The 16,158-nt window shown below is 42.9% G+C and carries 13 protein-coding genes and 2 pseudogenes; 13 read left to right on the forward strand and 2 right to left on the reverse strand.

The genetic code is table 11. From position 1 onward, the window contains the following. Nucleotides 1–124: 124 nt before the first annotated feature. From BM056_RS03050 to BM056_RS26015, 9 genes are all read left to right on the forward strand, one after another. Nucleotides 125–1,291 carry a uroporphyrinogen decarboxylase family protein gene (locus tag BM056_RS03050; RefSeq protein ID WP_092468618.1) on the forward strand — a complete coding sequence of 389 codons (1,167 nt, stop codon included), beginning with the start codon at nt 125–127 and terminating at the stop codon, nt 1,289–1,291. Between the two features lie 15 nt (nt 1,292–1,306). Then, a complete protein-coding gene (locus BM056_RS26010; protein WP_165613345.1) occupies nt 1,307–1,450 on the forward strand; it encodes a hypothetical protein in 144 nt (47 codons plus the stop codon). Nucleotides 1,451–1,697: 247 nt separating this feature from the next. Beyond that, nucleotides 1,698–3,044 carry an SLC13 family permease gene (locus tag BM056_RS03055; RefSeq protein WP_092468620.1) on the forward strand — a complete coding sequence of 449 codons (1,347 nt, stop codon included), beginning with the start codon at nt 1,698–1,700 and terminating at the stop codon, nt 3,042–3,044. A gap of 39 nt (nt 3,045–3,083) precedes the next feature. After that, nucleotides 3,084–4,529, forward strand: coding sequence for an SLC13 family permease (locus BM056_RS03060; protein WP_092468622.1), 1,446 nt, complete (start codon nt 3,084–3,086; stop codon nt 4,527–4,529). A gap of 72 nt (nt 4,530–4,601) precedes the next feature. Beyond that, nucleotides 4,602–5,417: a methyltetrahydrofolate cobalamin methyltransferase gene (locus BM056_RS03065; protein WP_092468624.1), complete on the forward strand. Its 816-nt coding sequence runs from the start codon at nt 4,602–4,604 to the stop codon at nt 5,415–5,417. A gap of 302 nt (nt 5,418–5,719) precedes the next feature. Continuing rightward, complete coding sequence (locus BM056_RS03070; RefSeq protein ID WP_092468627.1) at nt 5,720–6,358, forward strand: cobalamin B12-binding domain-containing protein; 639 nt, start codon at nt 5,720–5,722, stop codon at nt 6,356–6,358. Nucleotides 6,359–6,703: 345 nt separating this feature from the next. Next, nucleotides 6,704–8,014 (forward strand): beta-propeller domain-containing protein, encoded by a 1,311-nt coding sequence (locus BM056_RS03075; RefSeq protein ID WP_131820714.1) that lies wholly within the window; start codon nt 6,704–6,706, stop codon nt 8,012–8,014. 213 nt (nt 8,015–8,227) lie between these two features. Beyond that, complete coding sequence (locus tag BM056_RS03080) at nt 8,228–9,118, forward strand: EFR1 family ferrodoxin (RefSeq protein WP_092468631.1); 891 nt, start codon at nt 8,228–8,230, stop codon at nt 9,116–9,118. Beyond that, complete coding sequence (locus tag BM056_RS26015) at nt 9,119–9,259, forward strand: hypothetical protein (RefSeq protein ID WP_165613346.1); 141 nt, start codon at nt 9,119–9,121, stop codon at nt 9,257–9,259. It begins immediately after the preceding gene. Between the two features lie 73 nt (nt 9,260–9,332). Here the strand turns inward: BM056_RS26015 and BM056_RS27755 are convergent. Next, a pseudogene (locus tag BM056_RS27755) lies at nt 9,333–9,632 on the reverse strand (flagellin); the annotation flags it as partial. A gap of 2,737 nt (nt 9,633–12,369) precedes the next feature. Then, nucleotides 12,370–12,783, reverse strand: a pseudogene (locus tag BM056_RS03090) (flagellin N-terminal helical domain-containing protein); the annotation flags it as partial. A 624-nt stretch (nt 12,784–13,407) separates the two neighbouring features. Between BM056_RS03090 and BM056_RS26755 the strand changes: the two are divergent. The 4 genes from BM056_RS26755 (at nt 13,408) to BM056_RS26025 (ending at nt 16,134) form a co-directional block, all read left to right on the forward strand. After that, nucleotides 13,408–14,256, forward strand: coding sequence for a reverse transcriptase domain-containing protein (locus BM056_RS26755; protein WP_238456282.1), 849 nt, complete (start codon nt 13,408–13,410; stop codon nt 14,254–14,256). 60 nt (nt 14,257–14,316) lie between these two features. Beyond that, a complete protein-coding gene (locus tag BM056_RS26760) occupies nt 14,317–14,793 on the forward strand; it encodes a group II intron maturase-specific domain-containing protein (RefSeq protein WP_092468635.1) in 477 nt (158 codons plus the stop codon). 399 nt (nt 14,794–15,192) lie between these two features. After that, nucleotides 15,193–15,906, forward strand: coding sequence for a DNA alkylation repair protein (locus BM056_RS03110; RefSeq protein ID WP_092468637.1), 714 nt, complete (start codon nt 15,193–15,195; stop codon nt 15,904–15,906). Between the two features lie 54 nt (nt 15,907–15,960). Beyond that, nucleotides 15,961–16,134 (forward strand): hypothetical protein, encoded by a 174-nt coding sequence (locus BM056_RS26025; RefSeq protein WP_165613347.1) that lies wholly within the window; start codon nt 15,961–15,963, stop codon nt 16,132–16,134. Nucleotides 16,135–16,158: the final 24 nt, after the last annotated feature.

Here is a 16,158-nt window from a genome sequence, read left to right on the forward strand (position 1 = left end):
ACAAATAAACAATAGTTGTATATAAAAAACAAATGTATATACGGATAAGCAAATGTTTGATTAGACCCCAAAATATTTCAATGTGTAAAATGTCTATAATGAGACAATTGAAGGAGGTTTAAATATGACAAATGATGCGGGAAAATTACAACAAGAAAGATATGAGCTTTTTGACAAGCTATTCACGGGACAAATACCTAAAAGGGTTCCATTAGGACATTATGTGTTTAATCCTTTTGCAATTCAATTTGCAGGATATGATTTGTTTGATTCCCAATGGGATACAAATGGTTTGTTAGCAAAAGCTTGCGATGAATTTTGTTCACAAGTTTTTACGGATATTGTGCCGGTCGCATCTGTCATCGTACCTTATCCATATCAGGTGTTGAAATCACGTTCCTACAAAATGAGTAAAGGAGGTTTCATGCAGCATCCGGAAATCTCCGGAATGGATGCGGAGGATTACGATGCTTTCATTAAAAATCCCTTTGACGTTATGTTGGAAAAGATCCTGCCGACTCTGTTTCCAGCGCTTGATACAGACCCTGTGACCAGGTCGGTGAACATGGCAAAAGGTATTGTCGCATACCGGGAAGAGCAGGCTGTTATGGCAAAAATTCGAAGCGACGCAACAGCTAAATATGGTTATTTAAAGCCCCCTGCCAATTCATCCGGCGGCGGAATTAAGTGTCCTTTCGATTTCCTGGCAGACTTTATCAGAGGTTTTGGAAATATACTGATTGATTGCAGACGACATCCTGAGCAAGTGATTGAAGCTTGTGATGCAGTTTTCCCACTATTGATTAGAAAGGCGACTCCATCCAATCCCCATTATATGGGGACAACTTCTATTACAACTCATATGCCAGGTTTTATGCGGACAAAAGATTTCGAAAAATTCTACTATCCAACTTTCAAAAAAATGATAGAGACTTTTGTTGATAGCGGAATGGGCGTGAGAGTCTTTTGCGAAGGTGACTGGATGCGTTATTTAGATCATTTGCGTGATTTGCCGGAAAATGTAAGGTTGCGTTTTGAATATGGAGATCCGAAAATTATCAAGGAAAAATTAGGAGATAAACATATTATATCCGGATTGTATCCAATATCCATACTGCAAATTGGGACTAAAGAAGAGGTTATTAATAAGGCAAAAGAATATCTCGATATTTTGGCGCCTGGCGGCCGGTATTATTTTGAATTTGATAAGAGCGCTATTACCTGCCAGGGCAATATGCGCGAAAATATAATAGCATTGTCTGATTATTTGCGTGACAATGCTACTTATTAGAAAGGAGGTGGCTCTATGGATTGCAAATACTTAAAAACATGGGAACAGATTGTTGAAGAAAACCAGGACACCGATGATAGAAATGTTGCTGCGATGAAAGCAAAGATGCTGAAATCCGAAGATATTATTTTTCAGTTTGTTATGAATCTATTGTTATAGTAGTGATTGGTGTAAATGGCTAAAACTTTGAAAGAGTTACTTAATATTCGCAATAGCGTCTAAAGTAAGTTCCTTAAAAATGAACTGTATCTCCTGAAACCCCCCCGGGAATCACTGGCAGTAAAGGCTGCCTGTGAATTTCCTATAAAGCTCCACAAAAGGACAAGCAGAATCTTTAGGATGAGTCTGCAATCTATTCTGCGGTAGTTATATTAACTAAAAATTGTGAAGTGCAAGGGGATATAAAATGGATGCGGGTAATATTAGTATTATAATTTTTGCGATAGCAATTGTTTTTTATGTGGGGGAATTACTGCCAATACCAATTATAGCAATGTTATCGGCTGCCGCCATGGTACTGTTCGGCGTTATTCCTGCAAATACTGCCTGGGCTGCTTTTTCCCAGGATTCGGTTCTGGTTATGGCAGGCATTATGGTGGTGGGATCGACACTGTTCTCGACAGGTGCAGCAGGTTCACTTGCAGATATGATTATCGAAATAGCAGGTGGAAAACCGAAGTTATCTATTCTGCTTATGCTGGCCATTTCAGGAGTCATGTCATTTGTTTTAGGTAATACAGCATGTACTGTTATATTTTTACCCTTAATTTTAGGTGTTGTGATAAAAGCTAATGACAAATCAGTTTATGAACAAAAATATATGCAGATTTTAACAATTATAACCTCTGTAGGAGGATTAATGACACTTGTTGGTTCTCCTGTTAACATATCTGCATCAGGAATGTTGGTGGCGGCAGGGTATGCCCCATTTACCTTTACACAGTTTGCAAAAATTGCATTACCGATGTTTATTGTTGTTTTAATTTATGCTTTTACTGTTGGTGACAAATTCGCAGATATGATATTTGGAAAAAACCCTGAGCACTGCGCTTTTGTTAAAGACTTTATTGCACAACGGGAAAAATCAAATTTAAAAGCAAAAGATGATGCCGCAATTACAAATGGACCAGTTATTCTGAAAAAAGCAAAATACAAGAAAACTATAAGTACAGTTATCCTATTGGCTACAATAGGTGGCCTTATTACTCAACAATACCATGGAATCAGCTTAGGAACAGTTGCCATTCTCGGCGGCCTCGCGTGTGTGATTACAGGGTGCATTACTTTAGAAGAACTGTATCACAAAATTGACTGGGGAACCTTGCTTCTTCTAGGTGGAACCATTGGTAGTGCGGCCGGCCTTGCAAACAGCGGCGGAGGAAAAATTATTGCTGAATTCTTTGTAGGATTGTTGGGTAGCGCCATTACTCCGATCTCAGTGTTTGTAGTGCTGTCTTTGATTTCATTTATTATCAGTCAGTTAATGTCCAACACAGCTAGTGTAGGTGTTATGATTCCCATAGGCGTTTCCCTTGCAGCAGAACTGGGAATGAATCCGCTACCTGTAGCAATTGGAATTACTTTATGTGCATCATGTTCTTTCATTACTCCAATGGCAAGTCCAACACAAGCTCTTGTGATTAATTGGGGCAGCTATAGATTCATGGATTATGTAAAATATTCCGGTCCTATTTCAGTCCTGCTTGTTTTAATGGTTTTAGTACTAGTTCCCATTTTATATCCTCTCATATAGTCCAGAATTATTGAATTTTTATTAGAGGGTGATATCGTTATGATTAAAACAGAAAAACAAACTGCCACAAATTCAGAAATCGGTAGGACTCAGTTGAAAAGAATTATCGGAGCAGCTTTAGGCATTATCGTGGGACTTTGGATTGCTCTGAGCTCACCGTTCCCGGGGCTCGAAGCCAATGCAATGCAGGTTCTGGGTATTACTACATTTGCGGTAATTTTCTGGGCCTTTGGGGTTATACCGGATATGATTACGGCACTACTAATGAATGTTCTGTTTGTGCTGATAGTAAAAATACCTTTTGCTACTGCTTTCGGAGGTTTTTCGAACAGCGCCCTCTGGCTGGTTTTGGCAGCAATGCTGTTCAGCGCTGCACTTAACAGTACAGGTTTGATACGTAGGTTCAGTCTGTGGATGCTGAAAGTCCTTCCAGGTACTTATTTTGGTCAATTGCTAGGGTTATATTTAACCGGATTTGTGGTTATCGGCCCTATGGTGCCAAGCGCAGTTGCCAAGGTTTCCATTCCTACTCCCTTTGCACTTGGAGTTGCCCGCTCCATGGGGCTGGAAGACGGCAGCCGCGGTGCGGCAGGTTTATCACTGGGTGTGTTTATAAGTTCAGCTGTGCTGGGCGGTATTGCTTTTATGACAGGCATGGCTCCCAATATTGCCTATATAGGTGCCTTGTCTGCTGATGTAAAACAGCAGATAACCTGGTCCGGTTGGCTTGCTGCCGGCCTTCCAATAGCCTTATTGATAGGCATCGTTATGTTTCTTATCCTCTGGCTGTATTTCGGAAAGGGCGTAAAAGCTGTCAGTAAAGAGCAGGTGTATTCTCAGCTGGCAGAATTAGGGCCGATGACAACAAAAGAAAAAGTTAGCGGAGTAATTATACTGGCTACATTCATTTTATGGATTATGGGATCCTACATCGGTGTTGGTGCAACAGAAGCGGCACTAGTTGCTATGGCTGCCTTATTCCTTGCCAACATAGTAAGCAATAAGGATCTTGCAGGTGTAAGCTGGAGTGTATGGATATACTTAGGTTTAATTTTGAATATCGGCGCTGACATGACCCAGGTAGGAGTTGATAAATGGTTGAATACCATTCTTGGACCACTCCTTGTACCGCTCATCAATAACACCCTCGTATTTGTTATGGCTTTGACATTGGTAATTACTGTGATAAGGCTTATCATACCATCCCAGGTAACTTCAGGTGTTTTAATATTGGTTGTACTTGCACCGATACTTGCGAATATAGGCTTTAACCCCTTCATAGTAGTTATTATCATGGCTGCGGTAAGTAATCATTGGCTGATGCCATACCTGAATGTGCCATATTTAGCTCAGTACAGCATGCTGGACGGAAAAGGGCATACCCATGTACAGGCAAGGATATTAAGTGTTATTTATTTGGGCTTATGTTTGATAGGTATTATTATGAGTTTACCTCTTTGGAAAATGTTGGGTTTATTGAACTAGCTGTCTGTCTCTGTAACCGGGGTTAAATACAATGGATATTTAAACCTTGAAGTCTAAGGAGGTATCTTTAAAATGATTATTATTGGAGAGAAAATCAATGGCACGATTCCAGGGGTAAAAAAAGCTATCGAAAATAGAGATGAACAGTTTATTCGCGACTTGGCTGTCAAGCAGGTTGAGGCAGGCGCTCACTATATAGATGTATGTGCCAGCACAGCGCCGGAGTTTGAAGTTCAAACTTTAAAATGGCTGATGGAAATTGTACAGGATGCCATTGATACACCGCTGTGTATTGACAGCCCCAACCCCAGGGCAATAGAGCAGGTTTTTAAGTACGCTAAAGAACCCGGTATTATTAATTCGGTATCTGAAGAAGGCGGCAAATGCGAAGTAGTTTACCCCATGATTCAGAGCACCCGGTGGCAGGTGATCGCCTTGACCTGTGACCAAAAAGGGATTCCTTCCGATGTGCAAGCCAGAGTTGAGATAACTAAAACAATGGTGCAAAAGGCCCAACAGTATGACATCACTCCCGACCGAATCCATATCGACCCGCTGGTAATGGCTATATCAGCTGATAACCAGTCCCTTTTAAACTTTATCGAGACATTAAAAGCGGTCAAAGAACTCTATCCTACCATTAAAGTGACCTCAGGTTTAAGCAATATCTCTTTTGGTATGCCTCTAAGAAAAATTATTAACCAGCATTTTTTGACTATTGCCACCTATGCGGGTATGGATTCGGCTATCCTGGACCCCTGTAACAGGGATATTTTAACCACTCTTTTAGCCGCTGAGGCATTACTGGGCCGTGATCGATACTGCCGGAACTTCTCCAATGCCTACAGAAAGAATAAAATCGGCCCGGACAGAGGCAGTCATAACTAAACCAATTGATTTGGGACAAGCTTTTGTCGGAAGGTTAGCGGAGTCACCGGTTGTCATCGTCGCGATGAGCGATAGCGCGTGGTGATCTCTCAGGATAAAGCGGGGGTAACAACCGGAGATTACTACACTAACGCTTGCCATGACAATTATTAGGAGTTTTCAAAATTGCTCGTTTTACGAGGGGGATAATAAGGGCAACCATGCTAGCGGCAGCGGGATAATCAAGCAGCCAATAAACCTTTTGGAAGTAAGAGAACAGTCCCCGTGATTCTCGGACAAAAATTAAAAGGAGGACACACTTTATGTTGGACATGCAAGCGTTGACAAAGGCAGTAGGAGATCTGGACGAGCCCAAGGTATTAGACATGTTAAAAGAGTTTGTCGCCACTAATCCCGGCAGTGAAGAAACCGAGGTGGTGGTAGGCGCCTGTCAAAAAGGTATGGCTATTGTGGGCGACTTGTTTGACGCCAAAGAATATTTTGTGGGTGATTTAATATTTGCCGGGGAATTGTTAAACTCGGCTCTCGAAATTCTAAAGCCGGTCATTGGTGGAGAAAACAACGGCAAAGCAGGCAAAATTGTTCTGGCTACAGTAGAGGGCGATTTGCATGATATTGGTAAAAATATTTTCAAGAGCATGTCGGATGCAGCCGGTTTTGAAGTTTATGACCTGGGCATTGATGTGCCGGCCAGTACATTTGTAGAAAAGGTTAAAGAAATTAAGCCGGAAATACTGGGTATGAGCGGTGTGCTAACACTGGCCCTGGATTCCATGAAAAAAACGGTGGACGCACTTAAAGAAGCGGGACTTCGGGATCAAGTAAAAGTAATTATAGGCGGCAATCCTGTTACTGAAGAAGCGTGCAAAATAATTGGAGCAGACGCCTTTACTACAAATGCTGCCGAAGGCGTTAAAGTTTGTCAGGAGTGGGTGAAGTAGCCTAACCAGTAATATTAATAAATAATCTAATAAAAAGTCAAAGGGGCTGTGGCTTGTAGTGCGCTTTGACGCAATGCCATAACCATGCTTCTTAAAATTTAGTTGACCCGACCCCTTGGGGCCGGGTTTATATTATGGTTAGGAAGGGGGGAGATCGTTTGCGGGGGTATGATTTTTTGACTATTTGGAAATAACACCCAAATGCATGGAACAAATATATAATTGCTATCGTCTGCGTTAATAAAGCGGAATGGACGAAACCTAAAACAGCAAATAGTTGTCAAGAAAGAAGATGAAAAAGTGAAGCCGGCTAAAGCAATAAAAACTCCAGCTGTCTTTTTGCTAATGTTCATGGTACTAATGCTGTTGCTAATCCAGACGGGCTGCGGCAGTAATTCAAAAAATAACGGGGCAACTCCAACTCCTCCCACCCAACCCAAAAGCTCCGAAGCCGGCTTGCCGCAAGCCGACCCGGGGGCATTCAAAGGACAGGGACTGCTGGCATTTGTCTGGGACAACTTGCTCTACGTTCTTGACGGGGATAGCGGCGACCTCACCAAGCTGAGTGACGCCGGTCGGGCCGGAGAGCCAATGTGGTCCCCGGACGGGCAATGGCTGGCATATATTGGGTACAGCGACGCTCAGATGGACGACGGTAAACTCTTCATCGTCAAGCCGGACGGAAGCCGGTCATACGAGGTAAATGGTCTGCCACTGCCGGTTAATTCGAATGAAATTTCCTGGCTGCCCGCTTCCGACGTTCTTGTTGTCGCCTTTAACGGGCAAGGGTTATATATGGTCCGCCCCGGTGATACTCCCGATAAAGTTAACGATAACCCGGGTGTCTTGTCACCCGACGGCAAAACCATAGCCTTTGTAAAAACATTACCCTATGATGAAAAGCATCCTGAAAATCGCAGCGATGCCTTATATGTTGTTCCGGTAGCCGGGAAAGAGCCTGTTCAGCTGTATGTGGCCAGGGAAAACGGTATCTGCAGCACTGGTTGGTGGCCTGATAGTAAAGGGTTGCTTTTCCGGATTGACCCCATGCATTCGGCCTCCATCATGGCCGATGGCGTGGGACTTTACAGTTTACCGCTGACAGGTGGAGAACCACAGCTGCTTACCACTTCTTTAAATCATCCTGAATGGCTTTCCTGGTCGCCGGATGGAAGCAAACTGCTTGCTGTAAAAGGTACCGGGCGGGAGATTTGGCTGAATAAATCACTTGCGGTATGCGATGTTAAAACAGGGGAAAGTATTGATTTACCCCAGAGTCCCGGCACAGTCTCCCTTGATCCGGACTGGTCCCCCGACGGAAAATACATTACGTATGTGCAAGCTGCTGAGCCGAAGGAGGATATATCAAGCGCCGCGGGAGTTGCTTCATGGGAACGCACACGAGCCCTTTGGGTGGCGGATGCCGATGGTAAAAACGCCCGTCAGATAAAGGAGGCCGGAACAGGTATTAAACGCCCGCTTTGGTCCCGGGATGGTGCTCATATTGTATATCTGAAGGATAATTCCGTCTGGCTGGTCGATCTCAGTGGTGGAAGCCCGGTTAAAATCATAGGAACTTTTCCTGATGCCACCGACTCTTTTGGCTACTATGGCTACGTTTCCTGGTCTAATATTTTAGCCTTGTATAGAAAGTGATCAACGCATTTCCTTACGAAGCTATAGGTATTGAACATTAATTACGGAGAATTGGGGCACTTCAATAGTTGTATCCGATTATCCTGAAGTGAAAATTAGATTAAAATAAAGTTTCACGAATGCAGAATAGGGTCTACCATGATAATTGTAAGCCATGGTAGACCCCTAAGCTCTCCGCAAGTTGAAATTTGTCGAAATAGGGAATGGTGTTTAATGAGAGTTCTTATTCTTTATTTTAGTGGAACAGGTAATACTGATTATGTCGCAAAATATTTGCAGAGGAAGTTAGCAATTCTTTCAGTTGATTCAGACTTAGGCTCAATTGAAAATATATTACCAGAGGAGAGTACTGAATTTGACTTGCTTATAATTGGGTTCCCGATCTATGCAGGGGCGCCTCCAGTATTTTTTCAACAATATCTTAATTTGTTGCCCAATGTGAATCAAAAAGGGATATTTGTATTTTGTACAAGAGCTATGTTTGCGGGACATGCAATTAACGATGTTTATGAACAGTTAGGCCGTAAAGGCTATATCCCTTTAGACTATAAAATCATAGGAATGCCTGGGTCAGATGGGCTTCCATTCGTGAGTGAAAGCTCAAAATATGTACAAAAAGCATTAAACAAAGATTATAGCGATATAAAGGAAATCAATGAATTTGCTGAAAGAATAGCTTATGTGATTGGTGAGATAAACCGGGGTAAAACTGTTGCTGCTATGAGGAGACGGGCACCCAGAGGAATTCCGCTGCTGAATACAATATTTCAATTACTTTGGGACTTTGGATATAAATTTGCTGAAAAGAAAATTAAAACCGGGTTTTGGGCAGATGAAAAGTGCGTTCAGTGTGGGCTTTGTGTTAGACAGTGTCCATCAAAAAACATATCCTTAATAAATGGTTCTGTTACCTTTAATACACGTTGTTATATGTGCATGAGATGCATTAACCAATGTCCAGAAGAAGCGATACAAATAGGGAAAGGTACGGTAAATAAGTTTCGATGGAAAGGACCAACTGGATATTTCAGGCCTGAAAGTAAAGAATTCTTTGAAAAAAAATATCCGGAAGACAATCGTCCTAGAAAAGCTGGGCGTGTTTGAGTGCGTGGTGAGTTAAGGATGACCGGGGCACGCAAAGCCTTATTTGCTGCCCATGCCGTTGCCCTTAGCGGGCAAGGGTTATATATGGTCAGGCCCGGCACAGTCTCCCTTGATCCGGACTGGCCACCAGACGGAAAATAGAGTATGTATAGTAAGACCTTATTAGGAAAGAAAGCCAACCGGAAACCCGGCTGGCTTTCGAATTGTTAAATGATTAACGCAGAAGCTGCAGTACGTTTTGAGGCTGCTGGTTGGCTTGCGCCAGCATAGCTTGCGCGGCCTGGGAGAGGATGTTGTTCTTGGTGAACTCTATCATTTCCTTGGCCATATCTACGTCGCGGATACGACTTTCGGCAGCAGTTAGATTTTCAGATGATGTGCCCAAGTTGTTGATGGTGTGTTCCAAACGGTTCTGGAAAGCACCTAACTTAGATCGTTCTGCGGAGACTGTTTCAATTGCGTTATTGATAACTTTAACAGCTGCTGTGGCGTTATCGTGAGTGGAGACATCCAGGGCAAATTCAACTGCTATATCATCTGTGCCGTTAGTAACTGATTGGGTAGATGTCCAGGCTACAGCATATTGTTTTCCTTCCACTTCAACAGTCTGGCCTGCAGTTCCTGTATTGGAGGTTACTCCGAGGGCATTCGCTCTCATGTCATTAACGTCCAGAGACATACTCTGACCTGTGTTGGCACCAATCTGCATCCGGGTCCTATAACCATCTCCCGCTTTAGTGGTGTAGGATAGGGTTGGGGCATTTGCGGATTCCTGACCTTCTTTTTGGGTCAGAGTCACTTCTGCTCCGGATGCTGTTACTGTATACTGGGCATTCAGTGTGGCATCAGCCTCGATGGCTTCTTTTAGGGCCGCAGCTGTTTCTGTTTCATTTCCGCCGGTGGCCAGGATCAGTTTCTGGTTGTCAATGGTGACAGTTGAACCAGCCTTCAAAGCACTCATTTGGAATTTATATTTTCCTGCTGTTGCATCGCCTTTTACATCCGGATCAGTTAGATTATCGCCAGTTGCTTTTGTAGCATTCTCAGTCAGAGCGATACTGTTACCGGAAGATGCGGCAGTAAACCGATCTCCTAAAACAGCATGATCGTTAATAGCAGCTATAATGCTTGCCGCCGTTGCATCAGCATCTGCTCCAACGGAAATCATCACCGGCTACAAGGGTTGTTCCATTAATAGCTAGTTTGTCACCATCTGCAAAATTGGCTTCCACATCAAAGGTATAAACGCTTTGAACTTCCTGAACCAAGTCCAGAGATGGGTCAGTTAGATTACTTCCGGTTGCCGCACCATTGTCTTCATATAGCCTGATTTCATATGTCGGGTTTAATGGGTCTGTGTTGTCTGTTAGCTTACTGGCGGTAAATCTAGCGCTGGTGGCGTTTCCTGCATCATTAAGTGCGATAATTAAATTATCGGTAGTAGCTCCAAGATCAGCACCTATATTAAACTCACCATTTGCGGTATCAGCTCCACCGGTCTTTGCTGTAAACTCAACACCACCAATGGTAATCTTGTCTCCATCTGAGAAGTTGGACGTGATTGCAAATTTGAAGTCTCCTCTAACTTCGCCTACGGCACTTGTAGCACTTACAGTCAAAGCTGAACCGGATGCTTGTCCCGCTTTTTCTATGACTGTAAAATCAGAGCCTGCCAAAGCAATGGAGTAGTGGTCATCCAGTGTTGCGTTTGCTTCCATAGCTGCCTTCAGGTTGGCGGCAGTTGCGTCGGTATTAGCCCCTACTTCAAAGGTAGTTGCCGTATTGTCAGCGCCACCATTTGACGCAACTGCCGTAAATTCCTGCCCACCGATGGTGATTTTTTCACCGACAGCAAAATTAGCTACTAATGAGAATGTGTACTCCCCTTGAACTTCATCCACCTGATCGACTGTAGGTGAAGCGAGGTTAATTCCTTCTGCCTGGCCGACACTCTCTGTCAAGGTAATACGGTTGTTGCCAAAAGCACCGGAACCAACAGCGGCATTGTCGTATTTTGTGCTAAGAGTGCCGTTTAGATCAATGGCTGCTGCCAGGTTGGATGCAGTTGCTGCCTCATCTCCTCCGATTAAGAATTGCGTACCTGTGTTTACATTGACTCCATCATCCTCGACCGCTGTGAACTCCTGTCCGTCAATAGTGATTTTGTCTCCGACAGAGAAATTGTCTTTGATTTCAAAGGAGTAGACACCCTGAACTTCGGCAACATCAGTTTTTGTTACTGCCGCCAGGTCATTGCCAGTGGCCGCTGTCTCTGTCAGCGTGATGGTATCATTGTAGACTCCGGTACCTACTGTAGCCGCATTGAAACCACCTAGAGCTGCTTGACCATCCCCGCCATCAATTCTAGCAGCGTTTATAGCATCTCTTAATTTTTCTGCTGTTTCTACAACAGTGGCTCCAATCTCAAATTGGGTATTGGTATTTCCACCACCAGCAGCAGCTGTAAATGAATAGCCATTGATTTCGATTGTCTGACCAGCTGCAAAGTTGGTGGCGATTTCAAAACGATATTCACCTACTTGAGCCGCTACTTGAGTAATAGCAGAAGCGTTCATAGCACCTGCGTTAGCATCGACTTGAGGACCAGCTGCGTCAGTGAATATTATCAGGTTGTTGTCAGCATAGCCACCACCGTCATAAGATGGATCATTATCAGTGAGGTTATAAGTTGTGCCGCCGTCAACATAAGTATCGCCACCGGCATCAATGGCGGCCATAATGTTATCTCTTGTTTCTGTAATGGTAGCGCCGACTGTAAAATCTGTACCTGCTTCAAAAGTCTGAGTTCCAATCGTGATTGTATCTCCAGCAGTAAAGTTGTCTGTAATCTCAATACCATAAGTGGCTGTATGAGTAGCGTCACCTGCTATTATCTCCGTCAATTCCATGACACCGGTTCCCTGCAGCACACTATTTTGTGAAATTTCAAAATCACCGATTGTTCCAGCATTAGCCGCCTTTACACTACCTGTATCCACCCTGAACAATTGGATATCACCAATTCCAGCCACGACACTACCTGTAGTCTCATTTGGCTGGCTTATTCCGCCTACTGGCGAACCTGCAGCAGCCACACTATCAGTAGTAACTGTTACTGCACTTATAGCAGTCTCACTTGCCTTGACGCTATTAGTAACAACATCTACTGCGCTAACCTCTCCGGTAGGAGTTATTTCCGCCATACTGGCAGTTTCTATGCTGTAACGAATATTAGCAGTCCGGCTGGTTCCACCGTCCAACAGTTTCATTGTGTTGAACTCGGTGGTGTTACCGATACGGTTAATCTCCGAGGTTAACTGGTTGATTTCCTTCTGAATCTCTTCACGGTCGATGTCCACGTTGGTATCACTTGCTGCCTGGGTTGCTAATCCGCGCATCCGCTGCAAGATGGAATGGGTTTCATTTAACCCACCTTCTGCTGTTTGAATCAACGATATGGCATCCTGGGCGTTCCGGCTGGCTTGATCCAATCCACGAATCTGAGCACGCATCTTTTCACTGATGGCCAGACCTGCAGCGTCGTCCCCTGCTTTGTTGATCCGCTGGCCGGAAGATAACTTTTCTAATGCTTTGCTGCCTTGTAAGTTGTTGTTGCTCAACTGACGATACGTGTTAAGTGCTGCTATGTTATGATTAATTATCATAAAAATACCTCCTTGTTGTTTTGCTTAAGTGGACTTCCATTTCCACTATGTGGTTATTTATAACAAGCCTATGGCCACTCGGCTTAAGAAATACCAGTTAATTAATATGATAGGCACATACAATATAATGTTGGAAGGGTGCGAGCTGCGAAGCAGCACGCAAATGCGTGTTGTTTCCTCTTGAAAATGGAGGCGACTCTGTTTTCATTAGTAAGCTAATAATATACAGTAGGGAAATCCTCTCAGGTAATACCTAACCAGTAGCCTGTACCTAGTCCTTGGAACCGAAATGGTAACATTAGGTTTAAGCGTAGGACGGGGAGCAAACGAGCCGAAATGAAAGTGAAGCTATTGAGCCACGAAATCATTATCTAAATGAAGAGGTCGATACTGTCCTTACGGTAGCAGACAACATCATACAAATCGTAATGGTGAGACTTGCATGACTCTTCCGGGGTCTGAGGGCTTGGCGAGTTTGATGATAAGTATGTTATTAGAACAGATGAGATCCTATAATGTCTGAGAAATCAGTATGCGAAATCAAGTAAGGGAACGAGCAAGATGAGCAAATGCATTATAGGAAGTCCGACTAACTCATAGTACCGGAGAAGTTTGTGAAAGCAAATGGAGGGAAGGGGTTATCACAACATAGCTTCAAGTAAACGTATGATATTGCAGACAGGAGAGCTGAAGAACATTATTAACGGGTTACTTGGAATACGATTCAATGTAGAAAAGGCTAGAATTGATGGGAAGGTTCAAAACCTTGCTTCCTATATCAATGAAAAGACGCTGATAGACAGCCATAAGGAAATGGACGGAAGGAAAGCAAAGGGAATTGATGGGGTGGCAAAGGAAGATTATTCTGTTAACTTAGAAGCAAACGTAAAACATTTGGTAAAACGAATGAAAAGCGGAAGCTATAAGCCAGAACCTGTAAGGAGAGTGTACATTTCAAAAGACGGAAGCAATAAAATGAGACCGTTGGGGATATCATGCTATGAAGATAAATTAGTTGAAAACATCATAGCACAGATATTAACTATGGTATATGAGCCGAAGTTCTATAATGAATCCTTTGGATTCAGACCAAACAGGAGTTGCCATCAAGCGGTCAGAGAAATCATAGAAGATGTACAATACCATAAGGTCAATTACATCGTGGAAGCAGATATAAAATGTTTCTTTGATAACGTAGACCATGAATGGCTGATAAAGTTCTTGGAACATGATATAGCAGATAAGAAATTCATAGAGATAATAAGAAAGTTCCTAAAATCTGGAATCATGGAAGATGGCAAATATTTAGAAAGTGAACAAGGCACTCCGCAGGGAAACGGAGCTTCACCGATACTTGCGAACATATATCTGCATTACGTATTGGACAACTGGTTCGGTGTGATAGTAAAACGACAGTGTCAAGGTGAGGCATATTTAATCAGATACTGCGATGATTTTGTATGTTGCTTTTAAAACAAATGGGAAGCGGAAGTATTTTATCAAAGGCTGATAGAGAGATTTAAGAAGTTTGGATTGGAATTAGCCTTAGAGAAAACGAAGATATTGGAATTCGGAAGGTTTGCCAGACGGAACAGAAAGAAACGAGGATTAGGGAAACCGGAGACTTTTGACTTCCTAGGATTTACATTCTACTGTAGCGAAAATGGGAAAAAAGAGTTCTTTCGCTGCAAGGTTAAGACGAGCAAGAAGAAATTTAGAAGCAAAGTCAAGGCAATAAAAGAGTGGATAAAGAATAATCGAATAATGCCTGTTGGTGAATTGATTAAGAAAATTAATCAGAAACTAAGGGGACACTATCAGTATTATGGAGTTACCGATAATACAAGAGGTGTGAAGAGTTACCTGAATGTAGTCAAATGGCTGCTGTTTAAATGGCTTAATAAAAGAGGTCAAAGAAGAAGTTACACACTTGATACATTCTTTAATGGACTGTTGAAAACTCTTCCGTTATTAGAACCGACTATAAAAGTTAGCTTATTCTATAGATGATGAGAATATGATGTGAAGAGCCGTATGCCTTAATAGGGCACGTACGGTTCCGTCGAGGAGTATGGGCGGAAACGCCCATGCTTACTCAAGAATAACAATCCCTATACCTTTAACTAAAAAAAGAATAAAAGAATTAAAAAAGAGGCTAGAATTTTAATATAGTTCAGCATCTTGTTGAGTTTGTTAAAAAGATTCAGTCTACATTGTGAGAGCAATATGCTATGGGAGGCGATTATATAGATAGACTGCTGTTAATTTTGGCATTAAAAATATACACAATATTCCTGATGAAAACGCAATGGTGTGTGAATTAGTTCCGGAAGCATTGTATGGAATTAGCGGAACAACTGATTTGTAGAGTCTTTTCCTCTGTGAAACTAGTTTTTGGGGGCGGTGTCTATGGACCATTATCAAACAATAAAAGGCGAACTGCAGCAGTATGCGGATAAAGAAAAGGCGGCATTCCTGCCCAAATTTTTTAAAGCCGGCCCTGATGGTTATGGTGCTGGTGATGTATTTATCGGAGTTACGGTGCCAAATCAGCGGAAAGTGGCCAAAAAGTATTATCAACAGTTACCGTTGGATGTTGTGGAACAACTGCTGCACGAACCCGTACATGAGTACCGGTTAACGTCGTTATTCATGCTGGTGTATAAATATGAGAAGCTGAAAACCGATGCGGAAAAGAAAGCAATAGTAGATTTATACCTGGCCAATACTGCTTACATTAACAACTGGGATTTGGTTGACTCCTCGGCGGACAAGATTCTCGGCGCTTACTTGCTGGACAGGAAAAAAAATATCCTGTACGAGTTTGCCGAATCAAGCGACCTTTGGCAACAGAGAATGGCGGTAATTGCCACCTTTCACTTCATCAAGCAAAACCGATACGATGATACGTTAAAAATTGCCGTTATACTGCTGCCCCACAGGCATGATCTCATTCATAAAGCAGTAGGCTGGATGTTAAGGGAGATTGGCAACAGGGACTTTGCGGTGGAATTCAACTTTCTCAAACAGCACTACAGGCAAATGCCCCGTACAATGCTGCGCTATGCCATAGAGAAATTTCCCGAAGACCTGCGGCAGCAGTTCTTGAAAGGTTTGGTTTAATCACAGTCTCGCCGGTGATTACAATACCTGAAAAGATCTTATACCGGTGGAGGTATGGATATCAGGGAGCAGGTCAGGATTAAGGCGAAAGAGTTGCTGGCCAAGCACCGGTCACCGATGCTGCCCGAAGAAGCTAAACAGAAGATTATTAGACGTATGTTGATAAACTTGCAGGAATGGCAGGAAACCGTATGTTTCCTGCCATTCCTGCGTTTAGACCACTTGTAGCATCCCTGCAAAATTGTAATTTCA

This window comes from Desulfotruncus arcticus DSM 17038 (genome assembly GCF_900113335.1).
Classification (GTDB): domain Bacteria; phylum Bacillota; class Desulfotomaculia; order Desulfotomaculales; family Desulfallaceae; genus Desulfotruncus; species Desulfotruncus arcticus.